General features: G+C 61.4%; 17 protein-coding genes and 1 tRNA gene. 9 read left to right on the forward strand and 9 right to left on the reverse strand.

All coding sequences use genetic code 11. The annotated features are described in order from the left end of the window. Window positions 1-61: 61 nt before the first annotated feature. Complete coding sequence (gene plsY, locus EGY12_RS04300; RefSeq protein WP_047729813.1) at window positions 62-706, forward strand: glycerol-3-phosphate 1-O-acyltransferase PlsY; 645 nt, start codon at window positions 62-64, stop codon at window positions 704-706. 30 nt (window positions 707-736) lie between these two features. Here plsY and tsaD read toward each other — a convergent pair whose 3' ends face one another. After that, the gene (gene tsaD / locus EGY12_RS04305; protein ID WP_033654813.1) at window positions 737-1,750 is read right to left on the reverse strand and encodes a tRNA (adenosine(37)-N6)-threonylcarbamoyltransferase complex transferase subunit TsaD; all 1,014 of its coding nucleotides are present in this window, start codon (window positions 1,748-1,750) and stop codon (window positions 737-739) included. Window positions 1,751-2,075: 325 nt separating this feature from the next. On the opposite strand from tsaD, the gene rpsU reads away from it, so the two are divergent. From rpsU to rpoD, 3 genes are all read left to right on the forward strand, one after another. Continuing rightward, a complete protein-coding gene (gene rpsU, locus EGY12_RS04310) occupies window positions 2,076-2,291 on the forward strand; it encodes a 30S ribosomal protein S21 (RefSeq protein ID WP_001144069.1) in 216 nt (71 codons plus the stop codon). Between the two features lie 136 nt (window positions 2,292-2,427). Further along, window positions 2,428-4,176, forward strand: a complete 1,749-nt coding sequence (dnaG, locus tag EGY12_RS04315; RefSeq protein ID WP_025304325.1) for a DNA primase — start codon at window positions 2,428-2,430, stop codon at window positions 4,174-4,176. 157 nt (window positions 4,177-4,333) lie between these two features. Further along, a complete protein-coding gene (gene rpoD, locus EGY12_RS04320; protein ID WP_038879518.1) occupies window positions 4,334-6,175 on the forward strand; it encodes an RNA polymerase sigma factor RpoD in 1,842 nt (613 codons plus the stop codon). 74 nt (window positions 6,176-6,249) lie between these two features. Here the strand turns inward: rpoD and mug are convergent, their stop codons facing one another. Next, window positions 6,250-6,738, reverse strand: coding sequence for a G/U mismatch-specific DNA glycosylase (mug, locus tag EGY12_RS04325; protein ID WP_123892683.1), 489 nt, complete (start codon window positions 6,736-6,738; stop codon window positions 6,250-6,252). Between the two features lie 146 nt (window positions 6,739-6,884). Here mug and EGY12_RS04330 point away from each other — a divergent pair. Next, window positions 6,885-6,960: transfer RNA gene (locus tag EGY12_RS04330), tRNA-Ile, on the forward strand. A 187-nt stretch (window positions 6,961-7,147) separates the two neighbouring features. Here the strand turns inward: EGY12_RS04330 and EGY12_RS04335 are convergent. Continuing rightward, the gene (locus EGY12_RS04335) at window positions 7,148-7,834 is read right to left on the reverse strand and encodes a YafY family protein (RefSeq protein ID WP_123892684.1); all 687 of its coding nucleotides are present in this window, start codon (window positions 7,832-7,834) and stop codon (window positions 7,148-7,150) included. Between the two features lie 576 nt (window positions 7,835-8,410). On the opposite strand from EGY12_RS04335, the gene aac(6') reads away from it, so the two are divergent. After that, window positions 8,411-8,851, forward strand: coding sequence for an aminoglycoside 6'-N-acetyltransferase (gene aac(6'), locus EGY12_RS04340; protein WP_123892685.1), 441 nt, complete (start codon window positions 8,411-8,413; stop codon window positions 8,849-8,851). Here aac(6') and EGY12_RS04345 read toward each other — a convergent pair whose 3' ends face one another. Next, window positions 8,852-9,568, reverse strand: coding sequence for an HPP family protein (locus EGY12_RS04345; RefSeq protein WP_123892686.1), 717 nt, complete (start codon window positions 9,566-9,568; stop codon window positions 8,852-8,854). A 162-nt stretch (window positions 9,569-9,730) separates the two neighbouring features. Between EGY12_RS04345 and yfcF the strand changes: the two genes are divergently transcribed. Beyond that, complete coding sequence (gene yfcF, locus EGY12_RS04350; RefSeq protein WP_123892687.1) at window positions 9,731-10,366, forward strand: glutathione transferase; 636 nt, start codon at window positions 9,731-9,733, stop codon at window positions 10,364-10,366. Window positions 10,367-10,440: 74 nt separating this feature from the next. On the opposite strand, the gene EGY12_RS04355 is transcribed toward yfcF, so the two are convergent. Genes EGY12_RS04355 through EGY12_RS04365 form a run of 3 tightly spaced genes read right to left on the reverse strand, consistent with a single transcriptional unit; the run spans window position 10,441 to window position 14,473 of the window. Beyond that, entirely contained in the window at window positions 10,441-11,682 is a 1,242-nt protein-coding gene (locus tag EGY12_RS04355) for an amino acid permease (protein WP_123892688.1), read from the reverse strand. 58 nt (window positions 11,683-11,740) lie between these two features. Next, window positions 11,741-13,195 carry an NAD-dependent succinate-semialdehyde dehydrogenase gene (locus EGY12_RS04360; protein WP_123892689.1) on the reverse strand — a complete coding sequence of 485 codons (1,455 nt, stop codon included), beginning with the start codon at window positions 13,193-13,195 and terminating at the stop codon, window positions 11,741-11,743. A gap of 12 nt (window positions 13,196-13,207) precedes the next feature. Further along, window positions 13,208-14,473, reverse strand: coding sequence for a 4-aminobutyrate--2-oxoglutarate transaminase (locus EGY12_RS04365; protein WP_060428860.1), 1,266 nt, complete (start codon window positions 14,471-14,473; stop codon window positions 13,208-13,210). Between the two features lie 121 nt (window positions 14,474-14,594). Here EGY12_RS04365 and EGY12_RS04370 point away from each other — a divergent pair, with 121 nt between their 5' ends. Then, complete coding sequence (locus EGY12_RS04370; protein WP_123892690.1) at window positions 14,595-16,085, forward strand: PLP-dependent aminotransferase family protein; 1,491 nt, start codon at window positions 14,595-14,597, stop codon at window positions 16,083-16,085. 15 nt (window positions 16,086-16,100) lie between these two features. Here the strand turns inward: EGY12_RS04370 and EGY12_RS04375 are convergent, their stop codons facing one another. Further along, window positions 16,101-17,720 carry an ABC-F family ATP-binding cassette domain-containing protein gene (locus EGY12_RS04375; protein ID WP_123892691.1) on the reverse strand — a complete coding sequence of 540 codons (1,620 nt, stop codon included), beginning with the start codon at window positions 17,718-17,720 and terminating at the stop codon, window positions 16,101-16,103. Between the two features lie 424 nt (window positions 17,721-18,144). On the opposite strand from EGY12_RS04375, the gene EGY12_RS04380 reads away from it, so the two are divergent. Beyond that, window positions 18,145-20,166: an FAD-dependent oxidoreductase gene (locus EGY12_RS04380; protein ID WP_123892692.1), complete on the forward strand. Its 2,022-nt coding sequence runs from the start codon at window positions 18,145-18,147 to the stop codon at window positions 20,164-20,166. Between the two features lie 978 nt (window positions 20,167-21,144). Here EGY12_RS04380 and rlmG read toward each other — a convergent pair. Then, on the reverse strand, window positions 21,145-22,284 hold the full coding sequence (rlmG, locus tag EGY12_RS04385; protein ID WP_123892693.1) for a 23S rRNA (guanine(1835)-N(2))-methyltransferase RlmG: 1,140 nt from the start codon (window positions 22,282-22,284) through the stop codon (window positions 21,145-21,147). Between the last annotated feature and the right edge of the window lie 112 nt (window positions 22,285-22,396).

The raw sequence follows: 22,396 nt of genomic DNA on the forward strand, positions 1-22,396 counted from the left end.
AATGTGCGTATTATCCATAGATGTTGCGAGTAAAACGACCATTATTAAACGGAACCGCGTTATGAGTGCTACCGCGCTTGGCATGATTATCTTCGCGTATCTGTGCGGCTCGATTTCCAGCGCGATCCTGGTTTGCCGGATCGCCAGGCTGCCGGATCCGCGTGAACATGGCTCAGGAAATCCCGGGGCGACCAACGTCCTGCGCATCGGCGGCCGGCTGGCAGCGGCAGCGGTGCTGGTGTTCGATATTCTGAAAGGGATGTTGCCGGTCTGGCTGGCCTACAAACTCGATGTGCCGCCGCTGTATCTGGGTCTGACGGCGATCGCCGCCTGTCTGGGGCACATCTATCCGGTGTTCTTCCACTTCCGCGGCGGCAAAGGCGTGGCGACGGCGTTTGGCGCCATCGCGCCTATCGGCTGGGATCTGACCGGCCTGATGACCGGCACCTGGCTGCTGACGGTGCTGCTCAGCGGCTACTCTTCGCTCGGCGCCATCGTCAGCGCGCTGATCGCCCCGTTCTACGTCTGGTGGTTCAAACCGCAGTTCACCTTCCCGGTAGCGATGCTCTCCTGCCTGATCCTGATGCGGCATCACGACAATATTCAGCGCCTGTGGCGCGGCCAGGAAGGCAAGATTTGGGGCAAGTTCCGCAAGAAGAAAAACCAGGCGGATGCGGATAACGGCGACCAGCCGAAAGACGAATAACAGAAGGGCCGGATTATCCGGCCCTTTGCTTTATACCGCAGGCAGTTCCGCCAGCGGCCAGCGTGGCCGCACCGAAACGCTCAGTTCCGGGTTGGCGCCACTCTTCAGGCGCACCATGCCGGCATAGGCGATCATCGCGCCGTTGTCGGTGCAAAATTCCGGGCGGGCATAGAATACTTCCCCACCGCGCTTGTGCATCATCTCCGCCAGCTTAGCGCGCAGCGTGCGGTTGGCGCTCACGCCGCCGGCCATCACCAGGCGTTTGAAACCGGTCTGCTCCAGCGCGCGTTTGCACTTGATTGCCAGCGTATCCACCACCGCATCCTCGAAGGCGCGGGCGATGTCGGCACGCGTCTGATCGTCGTTGCCGTTGGAGCGAATGGTGTTGGCGGCGAAGGTTTTCAGCCCGGAGAAGCTGAAGTCCAGGCCCGGACGATCGGTCATCGGCCGCGGGAAGGTGAAACGCCCCGCCGTGCCCTGTTGCGCCATCTTCGACAGCATCGGCCCGCCGGGATAATCCAGGCCGAGCAGCTTGGCGGTTTTGTCGAACGCTTCGCCGGCAGCATCGTCGATCGATTCGCCCAGCAGTTCATATTCGCCGATGCCGGTGACGCTGATCAGCTGAGTGTGGCCGCCGGAAACCAGCAGCGCGACGAACGGGAACGCCGGCGGGTTGTCTTCCAGCATCGGCGCCAGCAGGTGGCCTTCCATATGGTGCACCGGCACCGCCGGCACATTCCAGGCAAACGCCAGCGCGCGCCCCACGGTGGCGCCGACCAGCAGCGCCCCCACCAGGCCCGGCCCGGCGGTGTAGGCCACGCCGTCGATGTCGGCCGGGGTCAGGTTGGCTTCTTTCAACGCCGCCTGAATCAGCGGCACGGTTTTGCGCACGTGATCGCGGGAGGCCAGTTCCGGCACCACGCCGCCGTAGTCGGCGTGCAGCTTCACCTGGCTGTATAATTGGTTGGCCAACAAACCGGTTTGATCGTCATACACTGCAATTCCGGTTTCATCGCAGGACGTTTCTATACCCAGTACTCGCATTACATTTCCCATCATTCACGTGCGGCCGCCAGTCTACCACATTCCGCCGCATTTACCGCCAGCGCGGCGCATCTTGTCACTGGCTCGCACCTATGTCGATGATTCATCCAGAAAATGCCCAAGCGATTAAACACGAGCATTTTTTTCTGATTAGTCTATAATCAGCGCCCGGTGCAAAATTGCGCACGTTGCGGCAGAGCGACGCGGGTTTCAATTTGCGGTGATGCTTTACAAAGCAGCATCCATTGGAGTAAAATTCCGCACCATTTTGAAAAGGCTGGCGCTTGGCCAGCAACAAACCGAATTTTATTGAGGTGAGAGGCACATGCCGGTAATTAAAGTACGTGAAAACGAGCCATTTGACGTTGCTCTGCGTCGTTTCAAACGCTCTTGCGAAAAAGCGGGTGTTTTAGCTGAAGTTCGTCGTCGTGAGTTTTATGAAAAACCAACTACCGAACGTAAACGCGCTAAAGCTTCTGCTGTGAAACGTCACGCGAAGAAACTGGCTCGCGAAAACGCACGCCGCACTCGTCTGTATTAATTCTTCGGGGGCAACCCCACCGCGTGAATTTCTGATTTTCAAAATCGCGCAGACCGAGTAGTTGCATACGAAGGCCGTGCTTTCCGAAAGGAATGCGCGGCTTGTTCTCGTTTATAGGCTAATGAAGTAAGGGCTTATGGCTGGACGAATTCCGCGCGTATTTATCAATGACTTGCTGGCTCGCACCGACATCGTCGACCTGATCGACGCTCGCGTGAAGCTCAAGAAGCAAGGCAAGAACTACCACGCGTGCTGTCCGTTCCACCACGAAAAGACGCCTTCCTTTACCGTTAATGGCGAAAAGCAGTTTTATCACTGTTTTGGGTGTGGTGCGCACGGCAACGCCGTCGATTTTTTGATGAATTACGACCGACTCGAGTTTGTCGAAACCATCGAAGAGCTGGCGACCATGCACGGGCTGGAAGTGCCTTACGAAGCGGGCACCGGGCCAACCCAGATCGAACGCCATCAGCGCCAGAGCCTGTACCAACTGATGGAGCAGCTCAGCGCGTTCTATCAACAGTCACTGCAGCAGTCCTCCGGGGCGCCGGCGCGCAGCTATTTGCAGCAGCGCGGATTAAGTGACGATGTTATTCGCCATTTCGCCATCGGCTTCGCGCCGGCGGGATGGGACAACGCCCTGAAGCGTTTTGGCCGCGACGCCGACTCGCGCCGCGCATTGAACGATGCCGGCATGCTGGTGACTAACGATCAGGGGCGTTCGTACGACCGTTTCCGCGAACGGGTGATGTTCCCCATCCGCGACAAACGCGGGCGCGTGATCGCCTTCGGCGGCCGCGTATTGGGCGACGGTATGCCGAAGTACCTGAACTCGCCGGAAACCGAAGTTTTCCATAAGGGCCGCCAGCTGTACGGCCTGTATGAAGCACAACAGAATCACCCTACCCTCCAGCGGTTGCTGGTGGTGGAAGGGTATATGGACGTAGTGGCGTTGGCGCAATTCGGCATCGATTATGCCGTCGCCTCGCTCGGAACCTCGACGACGGCGGAACACATTCAGTTGCTGTTCCGCGCCACCGACAACGTCGTCTGTTGTTACGACGGCGACCGCGCCGGCCGCGAAGCGGCATGGCGGGCGCTGGAAACCGCGCTGCCGTACCTGAACGACGGGCGCCAGCTGCGGTTCATGTTTTTGCCCGACGGCGAAGATCCGGACACCCTGGTGCGCAAAGAAGGCAAAGAAGCCTTCGAACAGCGAATGGAGCAGGCGCAGCCGCTGTCCACGTTCCTGTTCGAAAGCCTGCTGCCGCAGGTGGATCTGAGCAGCCCGGACGGGCGCGCCAAGCTGAGCACGCTGGCGCTGCCGCTGATTACTCAGGTGCCGGGCGAAACGTTGCGCTTGTACCTGCGCCAGGAGCTCGGCAACAAGCTGGGGCTGCTGGACGACAGCCAGCTCGACAAGCTGATGCCCAAGCAGGCGGAAAATGCGAATCCTTATCAGGCGCCCCAGCTAAAACGCACAACCATGCGTATACTGATAGGGTTACTGGTACAAAATCCGCAGTTGGCTACACTTATCCCTTCGCTTGAAGGGTTGGAGCAGACCAAACAGGCGGGATTGCCGCTGTTCGTCGAACTGGTGCAGACCTGTTTGGCGCAGCCGGGCCTGACGACCGGGCAATTGCTGGAGCTGTATCGCGACAACAAATTCAGCCAGCAGCTTGAAACCTTGGCGACCTGGAACCATATGATCGTTGAGGACATGGTCGAACAGACCTTTTTGGATACGTTGGCCAGCCTGTACGACTCGGTGCTCGAGCAACGGCTGGAAACGCTGATCGCCCAGGCCAGAACGCGCGGCCTGAGCCCGGAGGAACGTGAAGAAGTCCGTTCTCTCAACCAGGTTTTAGCGAAGAAAAACTGAATACCAAACGGCTTAAGTGCCGATAATTGCGAGGGCAGAGCCCTGCACAGTGCCGCCATAGTGGGCCGCGGCGATAACGAAAACGCCCCAAATGCTATTGTTGGCGGTTTCGCCGACCGACACCAACCTAAATACTCTGAAGTGTGGATACCGTCTTATGGAGCAAAACCCGCAGTCACAGCTGAAGCTACTTGTCACCCGTGGTAAGGAGCAAGGCTATCTGACCTATGCTGAGGTCAATGACCATCTGCCGGAAGATATCGTCGACTCCGATCAGATCGAAGACATCATCCAGATGATTAACGACATGGGCATCCAGGTGATGGAAGAAGCACCGGACGCCGATGACCTGCTGCTCGCCGAAAACTCGAACAGCACGGACGAAGATGCGGAAGAAGCCGCCGCACAGGTTCTGTCCAGCGTGGAATCCGAAATCGGCCGCACCACCGACCCGGTGCGCATGTACATGCGCGAAATGGGTACCGTCGAACTGCTGACGCGCGAAGGCGAAATCGACATCGCCAAGCGCATCGAAGACGGCATCAACCAGGTGCAGTGCTCGGTTGCCGAATACCCGGAAGCCATTACCTACCTGCTTGAGCAGTACGATCGCGTCGAAGCGGGCGAAGCGCGCCTGTCCGATCTGATCACCGGCTTCGTCGATCCTAACGCGGAAGAGGACATCGCCCCAACCGCCACCCACATCGGTTCTGAACTGTCGAGCGAAGAGCAAGACGACGACGACGAAGATGAGGATGCTGAAGACGACGATACCGAAGACGACAACAGCATCGATCCTGAGCTGGCGCGTCAGAAATTCGCCGAGCTGCGCGATCAGTACGAAGCGACGCGTCTGGTGATCAAAAAGAACGGCCGCAGCCACGCCAGCGCCGCAGACGAGATCCTGAAGCTGTCTGAAGTGTTCAAGCAGTTCCGCCTGGTACCGAAGCAGTTCGACTTCCTGGTCAACAGCATGCGCACCATGATGGACCGCGTTCGCACCCAGGAACGCATCATCATGAAGCTGTGCGTTGAACAGTGCAAAATGCCGAAGAAAAACTTCGTCACCCTGTTCGCCGGCAACGAAACCAGCGACTCCTGGTTCGAAGCCGCACTGGCGATGGCCAAGCCATGGTCAGAAAAGCTGAAAGATGTGGCTGAAGACGTGCAGCGCAGCCTGCAGAAACTGCGTCAGATCGAAGAAGAAACCGGCCTGACCATCGAGCAGGTCAAAGACATCAACCGTCGCATGTCGATCGGTGAAGCGAAAGCCCGCCGCGCGAAGAAAGAGATGGTTGAGGCCAACCTGCGTCTGGTTATTTCTATCGCCAAGAAATACACCAACCGCGGCCTGCAGTTCCTGGATCTGATCCAGGAAGGCAACATCGGCCTGATGAAAGCGGTAGACAAGTTCGAATACCGCCGCGGCTACAAGTTCTCGACGTACGCCACCTGGTGGATCCGTCAGGCTATCACCCGCTCCATCGCCGACCAGGCGCGCACCATCCGTATTCCGGTGCATATGATTGAGACCATTAACAAGCTCAACCGTATTTCGCGCCAGATGCTGCAAGAGATGGGCCGCGAGCCGACGCCGGAAGAGCTGGCCGAGCGCATGCTGATGCCGGAAGACAAGATCCGCAAGGTGCTGAAGATCGCCAAAGAGCCAATCTCGATGGAAACGCCGATCGGCGACGACGAAGATTCGCATCTGGGCGACTTCATCGAGGATACCACCCTCGAGCTGCCGCTGGACTCCGCGACTTCGGAAAGCCTGCGCTCCGCCACTCACGACGTGCTGGCCGGCCTGACCGCGCGCGAAGCGAAAGTGCTGCGCATGCGTTTCGGCATCGACATGAACACCGACCACACGCTGGAAGAGGTAGGCAAACAGTTTGACGTTACCCGTGAGCGTATTCGTCAGATCGAAGCCAAGGCGCTGCGCAAGCTGCGTCACCCGAGCCGCTCCGAAGTACTGCGCAGCTTCCTGGACGACTAAGTCCGGCTGCCGCACCAAAAACCAAAACCCCGGCCTGCCGGGGTTTTTTTATGCCCTGAATATGCCCCGCCGCATCATTGCAGCGCCACGAACAGCTCGCGATAGCTGGCGGTCAGCTGCTCCAGCGTGGCGCGGTTCAATCCGCTGGGGTTAGGCAATACCCACACCTCGGTTTCCCCCAGCGTCAGCGCCTGCTTGCCCCAGGGCGCGTTTTTCACCCCGAAGGCGGTGGTGAACGCCTGCTTGCCCAAAATCGCCAGCGCGCGCGGCTGATAGCGCAAGATTTTCTCTTGCAACACCTCGCCGCCGCTGCGCAGCTCGTCGCGCGACAGCTCGCTGGCCGCCACCGTCGGGCGCGCCACCAGCGCGGTAATGCCGCAGCCGTTATCCTTCAACTGCTGCCACTGCTCCGGCGCCAGCTGGCGCTCGGTAAAGCCGGCCTGATGGATCACTTTCCAAAAACGGTTGCTGCCGTTGGCGAAAGGGTAGCCCTGATGGGCGGAAGAAAGGCCGGGGTTGATGCCGCAAAACACCACCCGCAGGTTAGGCGCCAGAAGTTCCATGAGTATCGTGAGTCCATTGCAGGGATTTACTGCGGTTATCGCAAAATCCGCCAGCAATTACAACAGGCTAGAACTGTGCAGAAAAGCAACATACGGGCGGGTAACTGTAGACCGCCGCTTAAGGATTCCCTATAATCTCGCGGCTTGGCCCCTTAGCTCAGTGGTTAGAGCAGGCGACTCATAATCGCTTGGTCGTTGGTTCAAACCCAACAGGGGCCACCAAATTTTAGCTTTAAAATCATATAAAAAAGCCACTTTTCTCGAAGTGGCTTTTTTATTTCGTGCTCACAGTGGCGGTACGAGTCTACCCACTGCCCTCAAATGGCAGGTATTTACACAGTCCGTCGTTACTGTGCCGCCCACACAATGGCTCGTCGTGTCATTATCGCCAAAGCCGTCTCTGTAGCGCCTATGCTGCCGGTAAAGATTTAATATAATCTTCAAAACGTTTACCTCTTTCCTGTCGAAAACGTTCGCCGGTGTCCGTCAACGATAGAATGCCATCAACGCGCAGATTGCGGAAATCGGCTTTGGTCTCGCACCATATGGTCAGCAGCCATACGGCGTCAAACATCGTCAATCCTAATGGCCTGATATTTCTTCGGCTTTCATTACCTTTAAGGTCGCGATAGTGGACGGCCAACCGCTTTCTGCCTCGAATAGCCACGCGCAATGGCTCCAGATACCTGTCGGCCAGTTCATACTCCAGAGTCCTGCGCGAGACGGCGCGCAATGGCATATCCTCGTAACGTTTCTTCGCATCGTCATCCAACATGGCACCTATTTTGGCTGAAACGCGACGTGCCGCTTCACCCAGCTGCGCATCACCGCGAGCCGCAATCAGACGAGTGCCCAGTATTATGGCCTCCAGCTCGTTAGCGTCAAAATGCAGCGGCGGCAAGAAATACCCCTTTTCCAGCTGGTACCCCAATCCAGACTCGCCGCGGATCGGAGCACCCATCGCCTGCAACGTGCTCATATCTCGATAGATGGTTCGCACCGAAACATCCAGCGTCTGGGCCAGAAACTCCGCCGAAACCGGGCGTTGTCTGCCGCGCAGTTGCTCGAGTATTGAAAATAACCTGACGGTTCTCACTGAATGCCTCCGACACCCCTGACAAAAATTGGCAGGGTCGCGGCCTATGATAGTCACTCACCCATTACTGGAAAAATTACCATGACATCCCCTAGTCACATAGCAGCATATTCCCCCGCCAGTGCCGGCCATGGCGTCGAGCTGGGCCGCTTCAGGCTAAGAAAAGGCGTTACCGAAGAGAAGATGTACGCGGCCTATTGCCAAATGGTGCAACATCATCTGTCTGCGCAACCAGGTTGGCTACATCAGTATTTACTTAAACTGGACGGAGACGTTTTCGTCGATGTGGCCATTGCAGAAAGCTATGCACAGTCGCAGGCCATCTGTACCAGTTGGCATGGCCAATCATATTGCGAAGGCTTCCTTAGCCTTATCGAGCCGGAGAGCATGCACTTTGGAACGTTAATGTGCGTTCCACTCGTTATTCGATAAGCACACCGGTCTCCGGCAGCCTCATGAACACGACGATCATTATCATAAGTGAGAGAAATGGCGAGATAGCGATGGAGAGATTGAGCTTGCGCGCCGAGACCTGCTACGCTCGCGGGTAACAAAAATCACCGCTAAGGGCCCCGCATGATCGTCAACTGTGACCACGACAACCTCGACGCCTGGCTGGCGCTGCGCTCGGCACTGTGGCCCTCCAGCTCGCCTGAAGTGCACCGCGCGGAAATGCGCGAGATATTGGCTTCGCCGCACCACACCGCGTTTATGGCGCGGGGGTTGGACGGCGCTTTCGTTGGCTTTGCCGAGGTGGCGCTGCGCTTCGATTACGTCAACGGCTGCGAATCGTCGCCGGTCGCGTTTTTGGAAGGGATTTATACCGTCGAGCGCGTCCGCCGCCAGGGCTGGGCCGCGCGTTTGATCGCGCAGGTGCAGGAGTGGGCCAAGCAACAGGGGTGCAGCGAGCTGGCGTCGGATACCGACATCGCCAATCTTGACTCCCAGCGCCTGCATGCGGCGCTGGGCTTTGCCGAAACGGAACGGGTGGTGTTTTACCGCAAAACGCTGGGCTGATCAGGCGGTCTTGCTTTGCCGCTGATGCGCCAGTTGCTCGGCGCGCAGCAGGATCTCCTGCAGATCGTCCTCGTCAATATCGAACAGATCCCCCTCCATCAGCGCCTCGTGCAGATCGGCGCGGGTGATGGAAACGGCATCGATCGGCAGATTGGCCGGTTTGGCTTCCGCCGGCGCCAGCGCGTGCGGGTAGCGTCGCCCGGCCAGGTTATTGAACAGAATAGCCAGCGCCGCCAGCAGCACCGAGTTCAGCAGCACCGGGTACAGCACGAAGTGGTAGCCCATCTGGTGAATACCGGGGCCGCCGAGGATGGCGGTCAGCGCCACCGCGCCACCCGGGGGATGCAGGCAACGCAGCTTGAACATCAGGCCGATGGCCACCGCCGCCGCAACACCGCAGGCCAGGCCCGGATCGGGGATCAGCAGACCGGCGCTGACACCCACCGTCGCCGCCAGCGCATTGCCGCCGACGATCGACCAGGGCTGCGCCAGCGGGCTGTTGGGCACGCCGAACAGCAGCACCGCCGAGGCGCCCATCGGCGCGATAAACCACAGGTTCACCTCGCTCAAAATAAAGTGGCTTATCCAGCCGGCGAGCATCAGCCCCAAACCGGCGCCGACGCTGGAAATCAGCATCTCTCGCTTGCCCACCGCCAGCGGGTGCGGCCACAGGCGCGCGCATCCCACTTTTACTCGTTCTATCCACTGCGTCTTCATGTTACCCAATACGGCTAGATTCACGTGTTGGCAACAAATATATCACATCGTGCCGGCGCCGCCGCGCGCCGCGCCATCAAAGAACTTTTAGGCTAACAGATTGATTTTTAGCCTTCCCTCGACAATGATGAATGTTCCCCCCTTAACCCCGAGGAACCGCCGATGTCTCAACCGATCACCGAGCTTTATACCGACAGTGAATTTTTCAGCCCGTACGCCATGTCCGCCTTTGTCGTGCTGACGGAAAAAGGCATTCCGTTCACCGTGAAGCCGGTGGATCTGGCGAAAGAAGAGAACAAAGAGGCGGCCTACGCGGCGCTGTCGCTCACCCGCCGGGTGCCAACGCTGGCGATCGGCGAGTTTCAGCTCTCGGAGTCTTCGGCGATCGCCGAATACCTGGAAGACATCCATCCCGCCCACGCCGTGTACCCGCGCGACGTGAAGCTGCGCGCCAAGGCGCGTGAGATCCAAGCCTGGCTGCGCAGCGATCTGCTGCCGATCCGCGCCGAGCGCTCGACCGAGGTGGTGTTCAACAACGGCAAGTTTCCGCCGCTGTCCGAAGCCGCGCAGGAGGCCGCGCGCAAGCTTTTCGCCGCCGTGGAAAAGCTGCTGAGCCACGGGCAGGACAATCTGTTCAGGGAGTGGTGCATCGCCGACACCGATCTGGCGCTGATGCTCAACCGGCTGGTGATGCACGGCGATCCGGTGCCGGAGCGCGTGCGCCACTATGCGCACAAGCAGTGGCAACGCCCGTCGGTGCAGGCTTGGCTGGCGTTGTCGGAAAAGCGGCGCGCCTGAAAAAAAAAATCGGCGGCCACGACGCCGCCGTTCTCAATGCCGAGAAACAACATCACTACTTGAGGGAAGGTAAATCACCATCCAGAGGGCAGATAGCCTAACAATGACGCGATGGCGTACACCGCGCTGGCCAGGTACAACAACACAATGCTGACCTGCAACAGCGGGTGCGTGATCCAGTTGCACTGCCAACGCGGGATCTGGTCGCCATATTTGCGGGCGCCGCGCAGGATCAGCATCGGCATGATCGACAGGATCACCCCGCTGAACACCCCGGCGAAGTAGAGCGCGTTGACGAACGACACCAGCCCGCTGTAGGCCAGCGCGAACGGCGGTACCACCACCAGCAACAGCACGCCGAAGCGGCGCAGCGGCAACTCGTCGTTGCCCAGCCGAAACTTGTCGAAAATATTGGTCAGGAAGCTGCCGCCCAATCCCCAGTACGAGGTCAGCATCGCGCACAGCGCGAAGATGTTGGCGGAGAAGAACGCCCACTGCCCCAGCGCCTGGCCCCAGGAGATGGTGGCCACGTCGGAGATGTCATCCAACCCGCTGAGCGCGATCACCGACATCGGCACCGCCGCCAGCAAAATGAAGGTCACCACCATGCCGACGATGATCGCCTTCGGCAGCTGCTCGGGCTTGTCGGCAAAGCCGCGCGCCATTTCCGGCACGATGTACTGCGCCGAGAAGCAAAACACCACCACGTTGAACACCGGCACCATATAGCGCCAGTCACCGTCCAGCAGGTTGCGCATCTGGGTGGTGTCTTTCAGCAGCGTTGCCGCCACCAGCGCGCTCAGCATCACCACCATGCCGATGCTGATGAACTTCTCGCCGCGGCCGATCGCTTTCAAACCGAGGTACAGCACACCGGCGGCGGGCACGAAGAACAGCAGGCTGCCCAGCGCCGGCGAGATGCCGAACAGCGATTGCAGCAGCTTGCCGCTGCCGGTCATATAGGCGGTGAGCGCCCCGACGCTGTTGACGCACACCGAAGCGAACATCAACCAGGCGCCCAGGCCGCCGACGTAACGCTTCGCCAGCCCGCTCAGCTGCAGATGTGCGCGGGTGCGCAGCGTGGATTCGGCGACGTACAGCATGGTGATGGTGGTCAGGCTTCCCACCAGCACCAGCCAGAACAGCAGCGGCAGGAAACCGGCCTTGCTGGAAGCGTAGGCGATGGAGAGCACCCCGGCACCAATGTTGGTGCCGACGATCATCGCCACCCCTTCGAGGAAACTTAACGATTTGGCGGGTGCAGGTGCTCGCACCCCGGCGGCAAGCGCCGGAGAAACAGAGATATTATCAGACATGCATCATCCTTTATCACCCGGCGACGCTGGCCGCCGGGATGGGTTAACGTCCTGACGCTCAACAGCTCACATCGATACACAGGTATTTCAGCTCCAGATATTCTTCTATCCCGTAGCGCGATCCTTCACGCCCGAGCCCTGACTGTTTCACGCCGCCGAACGGCGCCACTTCGTTGGAAATCAGCCCGGTGTTGATGCCGACCATGCCGTACTCCAGCGCTTCCGGCACGCGCCACTGGCGCGCGGCGTTCTGCGTGAACAGGTAGGCGGCCAGGCCGAATTCGGTGTCGTTGGCCATGGCGATGGCTTCCGCCTCGTCATGGAAGCGGAACAGCGGCGCCACCGGCCCGAAGGTCTCTTCTTTGGCGAAGCGCATCTTCTGCGTTACGCCGGTCACCACCGTCGGCTGGAAGAAAGTGCCGCCGAGCGCGTGCGGTTGGCCGCCGGTGGCGATCTGCGCCCCTTTGATCAACGCGTCGTCGATATGGCTCTGCACCTTCGCCACCGCATCGCTGTCGATCAGCGGCCCCTGGGTGGTGCCTTCCTGGCTGCCGTCGCCGACTTTCAACTGCTCGACCGCCGCAACCAGTTTCTCCGCCAGCCGCTCGTAGATGCCGTCCTGCACGTAGATACGGTTAGCGCAGACGCAGGTCTGGCCGCTGTTGCGGAACTTGGAGGCCATGATGCCCGCCACCGCCGCGTCCAGATTGGCGTCGTCGAACACGATGACCGGCGCGTTACCGCCCAGCTCCAGCGACAGTTTCTTGATGCTCGGCGCGCACTGCGCCATCAGGATGCGGCCGACCTCGGTCGAACCGGTAAAGCTCAGCTTGCGCACCACCGGGCTGTCGCACAGCACCTTGCCCACCTGTGCCGCTTCACCGGTCACCACCTGCAAAACGCCGGCGGGAATACCGGCGTCCTGCGCCAGCTTGGCCAGCGCCAGCGCGGTCAACGGCGTTTGCTCGGCCGGTTTGACGATGATGGCGCAACCGGCCGCCAGCGCCGGCGCCACCTTGCGGGTGATCATCGCCGCCGGGAAGTTCCACGGGGTGATGGCCGCGCACACGCCGATCGGCTGCTTCACCACCACCAGGCGCTGCGAAGCCTGTGGCGCCTGCAATACTGCGCCGTCCACCCGCTTGGCCTCTTCGGCGAACCAGGTGATGAACGACGCGGCGTAGGCCACTTCACCGCGCGCTTCCGCCAGCGATTTGCCCTGCTCGGCGGTCATCAGCTGCGCCAGATCTTCCTGCGCAGCCAACACCTTGTCGGCCCAGGCCAACAGCAGCGCGGAACGCTGCTTGGCGGTCAGCTGTTTCCACTCGTTTTGCGCCTGCTGCGCCGCCGCGATCGCCTGCTGGGTTTCCTCTTCGCTGACCAGCGGAATGCTGGCCAGTTCGGCGCCGGTGGCCGGGTTGATCACCGCTTCGCGCTTGCCGCTCAGGGCATCGCACCATTCGCCGTTGATCAGACACTGGCTGCGCAGCAGCTCGGGATTGTTCAATTTCATGCCGTTCGCTCCTTAGTGGGCCAGCGCGCGAGACAGGATGCCCATCGCCTTGGTGAACTGATCGTCCGGGATGGTCAGCGGGTACAGGAAGCGGATCACGTTGCCGTTCACGCCGCAGCTCAGCAGCAGCAGCCCTTCCTCCATCGCCTTCTGCTGCACCTGACGGGTGATCTCCGCCGAAGGCTTGCCGGTGGCCGGATCGTTGAATTCCACCGCCACCATTGAGCCTTGCGCGCGCACATCGGCGATCGCCGGGCTGGTTTTGCGCGCCTGCTGCAACACTTCCACCAGGTGCTGCCCCAAGCGCTGGGCGCGCTGGCACAGCTGCTCTTCGTCGATCACGTCCAGCACCGCGTGCGCCGCGGCCACCGCCAGCGGGTTACCGGCGTAGGTGCCGCCCAGTCCGCCCGGCGCCGGCGCGTCCATCACCTCGGCGCGGCCCGCTACCGCCGACAGCGGCATGCCGCCCGCCAGGCTTTTCGCCATGGTGATCAGATCCGGTTTAACGCTGTAGTGCTCCATGGCGAACAGCTTGCCGGTACGGGCGAAGCCGGTCTGCACTTCGTCGGCGATCAGCAGGATGCCGTGCTGGTCGCACAGCGCGCGCAGCGCCTGCATGAAATCGGCCGGCGCCACATTGAAACCGCCCTCGCCCTGCACCGGCTCCAGCACAATGGCCGCCACCTGCTTGGGATCGATATCCGCTTTAAACAGGCGGTCCAGGCTGTTCATCGCATCTTCGGTAGTCACGCCGTACAGCGCATTCGGATACTGCCCGTGGAACACCGAACCGGGGAATGGGCCAAAGCCCAGTTTGTAAGGCGCCACTTTGCCGGTCAGCGCCATGGTCATATAGGTGCGGCCGTGGAAACCGCCGCCGAAGGTGATCAACCCCGGGCGGCCGGTGTAAGCGCGGGCGATCTTCACCGCGTTTTCCACCGCTTCCGCGCCGGTGGTGAAGAAGGCGGTTTTACACGGGCCGGCAATCGGCGCGCGCTGGTTGATGCGCTCCGCCAGCGAGACATAACTTTCGTAAGGAACGATCTGATAGGCGGTGTGGGTGAAGGCCTGCAGCTGCTTTTCAATCGCGGCGATCACCTTCGGGTGGCGGTGGCCGGTGTTCAGCACGGCGATCCCCGAGGCGAAATCGATCACTTCTTTACCTTCCACATCCCACAGCGTGGCGTTCTCTGCGCGCTCGGCGTAAAAACCACACATCACGCCCACTCCGCGTGGGGTGGCGTCCTGACGGCGTTGGTTCAATTCTGCGTTTTTCATGCTGTTCTCTCCGGTCGGTGCCAGTTACACGTTTCGTTCACATTCGTGAAACAATGCCGTTTATTTACACAGGATGTGGCCCTATAATCGAGTGCCAGTTACGAATAATTGAGGGATCCAATTGCGCTCATTGAGTGGTGATCTGTTACTGCAGCGCCTCGGCGAGCAGCCCGATGACAAGCTGCACAAGCGGCTTTACAACGCGATCCGCACCAGCATTCTCGACGGCAGCCTGCCGCCCTCCAGCCGCCTGCCCGCCTCGCGCGATCTGGCGCAGGAGCTCAGCCTGTCCCGCAACACTGTGTTAACCGTTTATGAACAACTGCTGGCGGAAGGTTACGTGTCGGCGCGCGCCGGCAGCGGCACCTTCGTCGCCGACACGGTGCCGGACAGCTGCCTCTCCACCGGCGGCGCCCCGGCGGACAGCAGTGGGCAACCGCGCCGCGTCGAACTGTCGGAGCGCGGCGCCACGCTGCTGCACCACGCCAGTGCCAGCCCCAAACAGTGGGGGGCATTCATTCCCGGCGTGCCCGACGTCAACGCCTTTCCCCATCAGCTGTTCAGCAAGATCCAGGCGCGCCTCAGCCGCCGCCCGGCGCCGCAGCGGCTGACCTACAGCAATCAGGGGGGCAGCCCGGAGCTGCAGCATGCGTTGGTGGAGTATTTACGGGTGGCGCGCTCGGTACGCTGCTCGCCGGAACAGATCCTGATCACCGAGGGCATCCATCAGGCGATCGATCTGGTGACGCGCATGCTGTGCAACCCGGGGGATGACGCCTGGATCGAAGAGCCGGGCTATTGGGGGATCCGCAATATCCTGCGCATCAATGCGCTGAACATCTGCCCGCTGGCGGTGGACGAAGCCGGGCTGGTGCCGCCGGAGCAGCCGACCAACCCGCCGCGGCTGATCTTCGTTACCCCGTCGCACCAGTATCCGCTCGGCTCGGTGATGAGCCTGGCGCGCCGCCAACGGCTGCTGGCACTGGCGCGCAACGCCGGCGGCTGGATCGTCGAGGACGACTACGACAGCGAATTCCGCTTTTCCGGCCAACCGATCCCGGCGCTGCAAGGGCTGGAAGCCGACGCGCCGGTGATTTATATCGGCACCTTCAGCAAAACGCTCTACCCGGCGCTGCGCCTCGGCTATGTGGTGTTGCCGCCGCCGCTGGTACAGGCGCTGAAAACCGCCCACGCCGAGCTGTACCGCGGCGGGCACCTGCTGATCCAGAGCGCGCTGGCGGAGTTTATTCAGGCGGGGCACTACACCGCGCATATCCGACGCATGCGGTTGCTGTATGCCCGGCGGCGCGCCTTCCTGACCGGATTGATCGAACAGCACCTCGGCAAACAGGCGCTCAGCGAATTCAACAGCAACGCCGGATTGCACCTGATCCTCAACCTGCCGGACGAGGCCGACGACGTGGCGATCGCCGCCGCCGCCGGCGCGCAGGGGGTGCTGGTGCGGCCGCTGTCGCGCTACTACATGCTGCCCAACCGCCGGCGCGGCCTGCTGATGGGATTTGCCTGCGTGCCGGAAGAGCAGATGGCCGCGGCCTTCACCCAGCTGCTGGCCTGCATTAACGCGCCCGAGATGAAAAAGGCGGCCCCCTAGGGCCGCCTTTGCGCGTTACCAGGCCTGAAGCCGCCAGCCGTCCGCCTGCCGGTTCAGGCGGTGCGTCGGCCGCAGCGCCTGCAGGAAGTCTTCGTCGTGCGACACCACCAGCATCGCGCCGGGGAAATCCGCCAGGGCGGTTTCGATCGCCAGCGACGACACCAGATCCAGGTGGTTGGTCGGTTCGTCCAGCAACAGCAGCTGCGCCGGTTGCCGCCGCCACAGCGCGCAAGCAAGCGCCGCCTTGAGCCGTTCGCCGCCGCTCAGCGCGCCCAACGGCAGAGCGATGCGATCCGCGCCAAGCTGCAGCTGCGCCAGCCGGGTGCGCAACGCGCCTTCCGCCAACGGCGAGTCCTGCAGCCCCAGATGATCCATCACCGACAGACTCGGGTCGAGCTGCGACAGGGTTTGATCGAGATAGGCCGTCGACAGCGGGCAATGACAATGGCCGGAAAGCGCCGTCAGCCGGCCGAGAATGGTCTTCAGCAAGGTGGACTTGCCGCAGCCGTTGGGGCCGGTCAACGCTACGCGCATCGGGCCGTCGATCCGCAGATCCAGCGGCGGCGCGCTGACGAACGGCAGCTGCAGCTGCTCGAGCACCAGCACCTGCTTGTTCGCGCTCACTTCGCTGCCCGGCAGCGCCAGCAACACCGGCTGCTCGTCCTCCACTCGCTGATAGGCTTCGCGCACCGCCGCATCGAGGCTGTCACGCTGACCCTGATGCTGCTTACGCAGCGTACCGAGGCTTTCCTTCGCCGCCGATTTGTAGGCCACTCGCTCGAAGGAGGCGATATTCAGCGTATCGACAACGCGCAGCGTTTGCGCCGAACGCCGCTGGCTCATGTCATGCTCTTTCTGCTGACGGGCGCGAGTGCGTCGGCGCTCCTCGCGCGCATGCTCCAGATCGGCACGCGCCGCCTGCTGCTCCGTGTCGCGCTGGCGCCGATAGTCGTCGTAGTTGCCGCCGTAGCTGCGCAGCGCGCCGGGCGTCAGTTCGACGATGCGCTCCATACGCCCCAGCAGCTGCCGATCATGGCTGGCGACAAGCAGCCCGCCGTGCCATTGATCCAGCTGCTGATACAGCCAGGCGCGCCCGGCGCTGTCGAGGTGGTTGGTCGGTTCGTCCAACAGCAGATAATCCGCCTCCCCCAGAAAAGCGCCGCACAGCGCCGCGCGCATCCGTTCGCCGCCGCTCAGAGAACTTGCGGATTGCAGCGGATCGAAGGCCGGCAACCCGGCGGCGGCGAAGGCGTTTTGCAGGCGATCGTTGAGATCCCAGCGCCCTTCCAAACGATCGATATCGTCCGCCAACGGCCGCCCCTGCTCGAGACGCGCCAGCGCAGCGAACACCTCACCATAGCCCAGCAGCTGGGCCAGCGTGGTGTCCGCGGCGATCTCCGGCTGCTGCGCAACGTAAGCCAATGCGGCATGGGATTCGACGTGCCCGTTGCCCGGCTGAGCCCGCCCGACGATCAGGCGCAGCAGCTGGGTTTTGCCGGCGCCGTTGCGCCCCACCAGGCCGCAGCGCGACCGATCGAAAGCGAGATCCAGCGGGCCGAACAGGGTTTCGCCGTCAGCAAATTGGCAGGTCAGTTGATGTAAAACGAAATAAGGGGACTGCGCAAAATGAGCCATAAGCACTCCTGAATGAGATCAAAACATCCCCACAGGGCGCACGAGCGCACAGCGTGGGACCAGATATCAACAGGTGTGGTTGTTCATTTTCGGTTATGGCTCCGCAGAGAGAAGTAATTTACAACGCGCAAAGGCTAACCGATCTTTTGTTCGTTATGCAAACAGAGTCTGAGATTCATGACGTCTATCACATTCGGCGCAACGCAGATTCCCAAGCGGCGCGACAACGGCTAGATTTATCTCATCCGACCACTTGTGTTCACATAATAATAACAGATGCTCATCCCCAATCGCTTTCAACCTGCAACCAGGCGGCAAGTTCGGGCGTTCCCAGGAGCTTACTCAAGTAAGTGAGTGGGGCGAGTGAACGCAGGCAACAACGCTGCAGGTTGAAAGAGGCGGGGGATGAACGATGGAGAGTGCAATGAGCAATTACCCTCACCTGCTGGCGCCGCTGGATCTCGGCTTCACCACCCTGAAAAACCGGGTGCTGATGGGATCGATGCATACCGGCCTGGAAGAGCTGCCAGACGGCCCACAGCGCCTGGCCGCGTTCTATGCCGAGCGCGCCGCCGCCGGCGTGGCCCTGATCGTCACCGGCGGCATCGCGCCCAACGACAAAGGCGTGGTGTATCGCGGCGGCTCCACCCTCAACAGCGAGGCGCAGCTGCCTCACCATCGGCCGGTCACCGAGGCCGTTCATCGCGCGGGCGGCAAGATAGCGCTGCAGATCCTGCATGCCGGCCGCTACAGCTATCAGCCGCACCCGGTGGGCCCTTCCGCGCTGCAGGCGCCGATCAATCCCTTCGCGCCAAGCGCGCTGAGTGAAGCGGAGATCGAGCAGACCATCGCCGACTTCGCCCGCTGCGCGGCACTGGCGCAACAGGCCGGCTACGACGGCGTTGAGGTGATGGGTTCCGAAGGCTACCTGATCAACCAATTTTTGGCGGCGCGCACCAACCAGCGCGACGATCGCTGGGGCGGCAGCTTCACCAACCGCATGCGCTTCGCCGTCGAGATCGTGCGGGCGGTGCGCCAGGCGGTGGGCACAGAATTCATTTTGATCTACCGGCTGTCGATGCTCGATCTGGTGGAAGACGGCTCCAGCTGGCAGGAGATTGAACAGCTGGCGCTGGCGGTCGAACAGGCGGGCGCCACTCTCATCAATACCGGCATCGGCTGGCACGAGGCGCGCATCCCGACCATCGCTACCATGGTGCCGCGCGCCGGGTTCAGCTGGGTGACCCGCAAGCTGATGGGCAAGGTGGGTATTCCGCTGATCACCACCAACCGCATCAACGATCCGGCGGTGGCCGAGCAGGTGCTGGCGGACGGCTGCGCCGACATGGTGTCGATGGCGCGCCCGTTCCTCGCCGACGCCGCCTTTGTGCAGAAAGCCGCCGAGGGACGCGCCGACGAGATCAATACCTGCATCGGTTGCAACCAGGCCTGCCTCGACCAGATTTTTGAAGGCAAGCTGACGTCTTGCCTGGTCAACCCGCGCGCCTGCCGCGAAACCGAAATGCCGTTGACGATGGCGGAGAAACCGAAAAAGCTGGCGGTGATCGGCGCCGGCCCCGCCGGGCTGGCCTTCGCCACCACCGCCGCCAGCCGCGGCCATCAGGTGACGCTGTTCGACGCGGCCGATCAGATCGGCGGCCAGTTCAACATCGCCAAGCAGATCCCCGGCAAGGAAGAATTCCATGAAACCCTGCGTTACTTCCGCCGCCAGCTGGCGCTGCGCGAAGTCACGGTCAGGCTGGGCGTCAAGGTCGAGGCGGCGGATTTAAGCGAGTTCGACGAAGTGATCCTCGCCTGCGGCATCGTGCCGCGCACCCCGGACATCCCCGGCATCGGCCACGCCAAGGTGCTGAGCTATCTGGACGTGCTGCGCGATAAAAAACCGGTCGGCCAGCGGGTGGCGATCGTCGGCGCCGGCGGCATCGGCTTCGACACCGCCGAGTACCTCAGCCAGCACGGCGTCTCCAGCAGCCTGGATCAGGCGGAATTCAACCGCGAATGGGGCATCGACGGCCGCCTTGAGCAGCGCGGCGGGCTGGCGGCGCAAGGCCCGCAGGCACCGCGCACCACGCGGCAGATCTACCTGTTGCAGCGCAAAACCAGCAAAGTGGGCGAAGGCCTGGGGAAAACCACCGGTTGGATCCACCGCGCCAGCCTGGCGATGCGCGGCGTGAAGATGCTCAACAGCGTCAGCTATCGGCTGATCGATGACGAAGGGCTGCACATCACCCGCGCCGAGCAGGACAGCTGTCTGCCGGTAGACACGGTGGTCATCTGCGCCGGGCAGGAACCGCGCCGCGAGCTGCAGCAGCCGCTGCTGGCGATGGGGAAAACCGTGCATCTGATCGGCGGCGCCGACGTGGCCGCCGAGCTGGACGCCCGCCGCGCGATCGATCAGGGTACGCGGCTGGCGATGGCGCTGTAAAAAAAGGGGCGCACAGCGCCTAATGCTGGTCACTTAAGCCTGACTGGCATTTTTTTATCCAGTCTCTGTACGTGGCGTGCAGGATGAATTGCCGTAAATGCCCAGAATTTCTCTGTTACTACAATGAACGGCAATTGGAGGGGCCGAAGGCGCGGCCCCTCCACCCGCGCCTTCGCTTAACACCGTCTGTCCGCTGTGCGGATACCCTCGCCGCGTCTGCATTGTCGGGCGGGTCGGCTGCGACAAACGTCCCTGTTAGTCTCGCCTCAACCGGCCTTCCCTGGCCGGTTGCCCCTGACAATGCCGTCTTGCTCGGCAGCCGGTGATGCGCGCCAAAGGTCAACACCCGAGCTGGTGGCTACCGGGCAACCCGTCCTTTATGAGGTTATGGCAGAGAAGAGAAGTTGGAGATGAGCACAGTGTAAGGCGCCCTTGAAGACGCCGAACGCAGGCATAGCGCATTAGGAGAAACCGCCATGGACGGCGGTTTCAGGTGAGACAGGCAGGGACGCCTGTCGCAACCGGCCTCAATGCGCTATGGCGGAGAGAGGACAAATCTGCCTGGAGCAGATTTGAACGCTGCTTGCAGCGGCCCCGAAGGGGCGAGGCCCAGGGATGGGCTGAGTAAAGTTGGCAAAGCCAATCGTCTGATAGGGCAAAGGCGCGGGTTGCCAGGGGCCGCGCCTTCGGCCCCTGGCTCGGTCGAGGTGCAGGAGCCACATGGGACATCTCGCTTTTATCGACCGAAAACTGCACAAATACGTTCAGAAAAACGCTAACTGACCAGCATTACGCACAGCGCCCCTAATATTGATGACAAATCTCATCCCCATGCCGGGTTGGCAGAGAGCAGCGAATAGAAAACAAGGAAAATCAATTTATTGATTTTCGGCTGATAACCACAAAAGGGGGAAAAACCACGCTTTTTCTCCCTTTGTCTACAGCCTGAGGGGCGCACCGCCCCCGTGGACATCACGCTCAGCGACGCGCGCCGGATTTCACCGCTCTCAAGATCACGAACTTCTTGTTCGAGGCTACCAGCGTGCAGTTGCCGAACAGACGCTTGAGCTTCTGGTGATAGTCGAGATGGCGGTTGCCGACAATGCGCAACTCGCCGCCCACCTGCAGGCAGCGCTTGGCGTCGCAGAACATTTGCCAGGCGGTGTGATCGGTAATCGCGTGCTGCTGGTGGAACGGCGGGTTACACAGCACCGCCTGCACGCTTTCGCGCTCGATGCCCGCCAGCGCGTTGTTCACCTCAAACTGGCAGCGATCCAGCTCTTGCGGCAGGTTGTGCTCCACGTTCAGTTCGCTGGAGGCCACCGCCATGTAAGATTCATCGACGAAGGTCACCTGCGCTTCCGGGTTTTGCGCCAGCGCCATCAGGCCAATCACGCCGTTGCCGCAGCCCAGATCGACAATGTGGCCGTTCAGGCCGCGCGGCAGATGTTCCATAAACAGGCGCGCGCCGATATCCAGGCTGCCGCGCGAGAAGACGTTGGCGTGGTTATGGATAAGCCAATCGGTGCCGTCCAGCGTCCAGTCGGTGGTTTCCGCCGCCGCCGGTGGGACGATGTCCGCCGCCTGACAGAAGATCAGGCGCGCTTTCTTCCACGCCAGGCTGGTGCGCGTTGGGCCCAGCACCTTTTCAAACAGCTGCATCGTCGAGGTATGCACGTCGCGCGCCTTGGCGCCGGCGACGATCAGTGTGTCTTCGGTCACGACGTGGCGCAGCGCACGCAGCTGCTGCTCCAGCAGCGCCAGCGCCTTCGGCACGCGAATCAGCACCACCGCCGGCGCCGCCGGCAGCTCGGCCAGGCTGTCCAACAGCGTGACCTGCTCGGGATCCAAACCGTTGAGCTTGAGGTTGTGGCGCGTTGCCAGCTGGCTCATGTATGAGTCGCTGACGCTGTAAGGGCGATGCGCGTGCAGCGCACAGGCCAGGGTGCCGAAGTTATCGTTGAAAATCAGCACCGGACGGCCGCCGATATCTACGTTTTCAAGCTGTTGCAGCAGATATTCATCCGCCGCTTCCCACGCCTGCAGCTGGGTGGATTCTTCCTGTTGGGGATAACGCTCCAGCTCAAGTTGCTGTGTTCCCAGATCGAGTTGGCTCATTGCCCCTCCTGACTGATAAAATTTGGGCTGTTTATCCCCTAAAAATGCCCGTCAGTAAAATGTTTTTTCGGATAAATTGCGTATGCCAGGATTTGAGCGAAAAAACAGCATA

The sequence above is a fragment of the Serratia sp. FDAARGOS_506 genome (genome assembly GCF_003812745.1).
In the GTDB taxonomy this organism is placed as follows: domain Bacteria; phylum Pseudomonadota; class Gammaproteobacteria; order Enterobacterales; family Enterobacteriaceae; genus Serratia.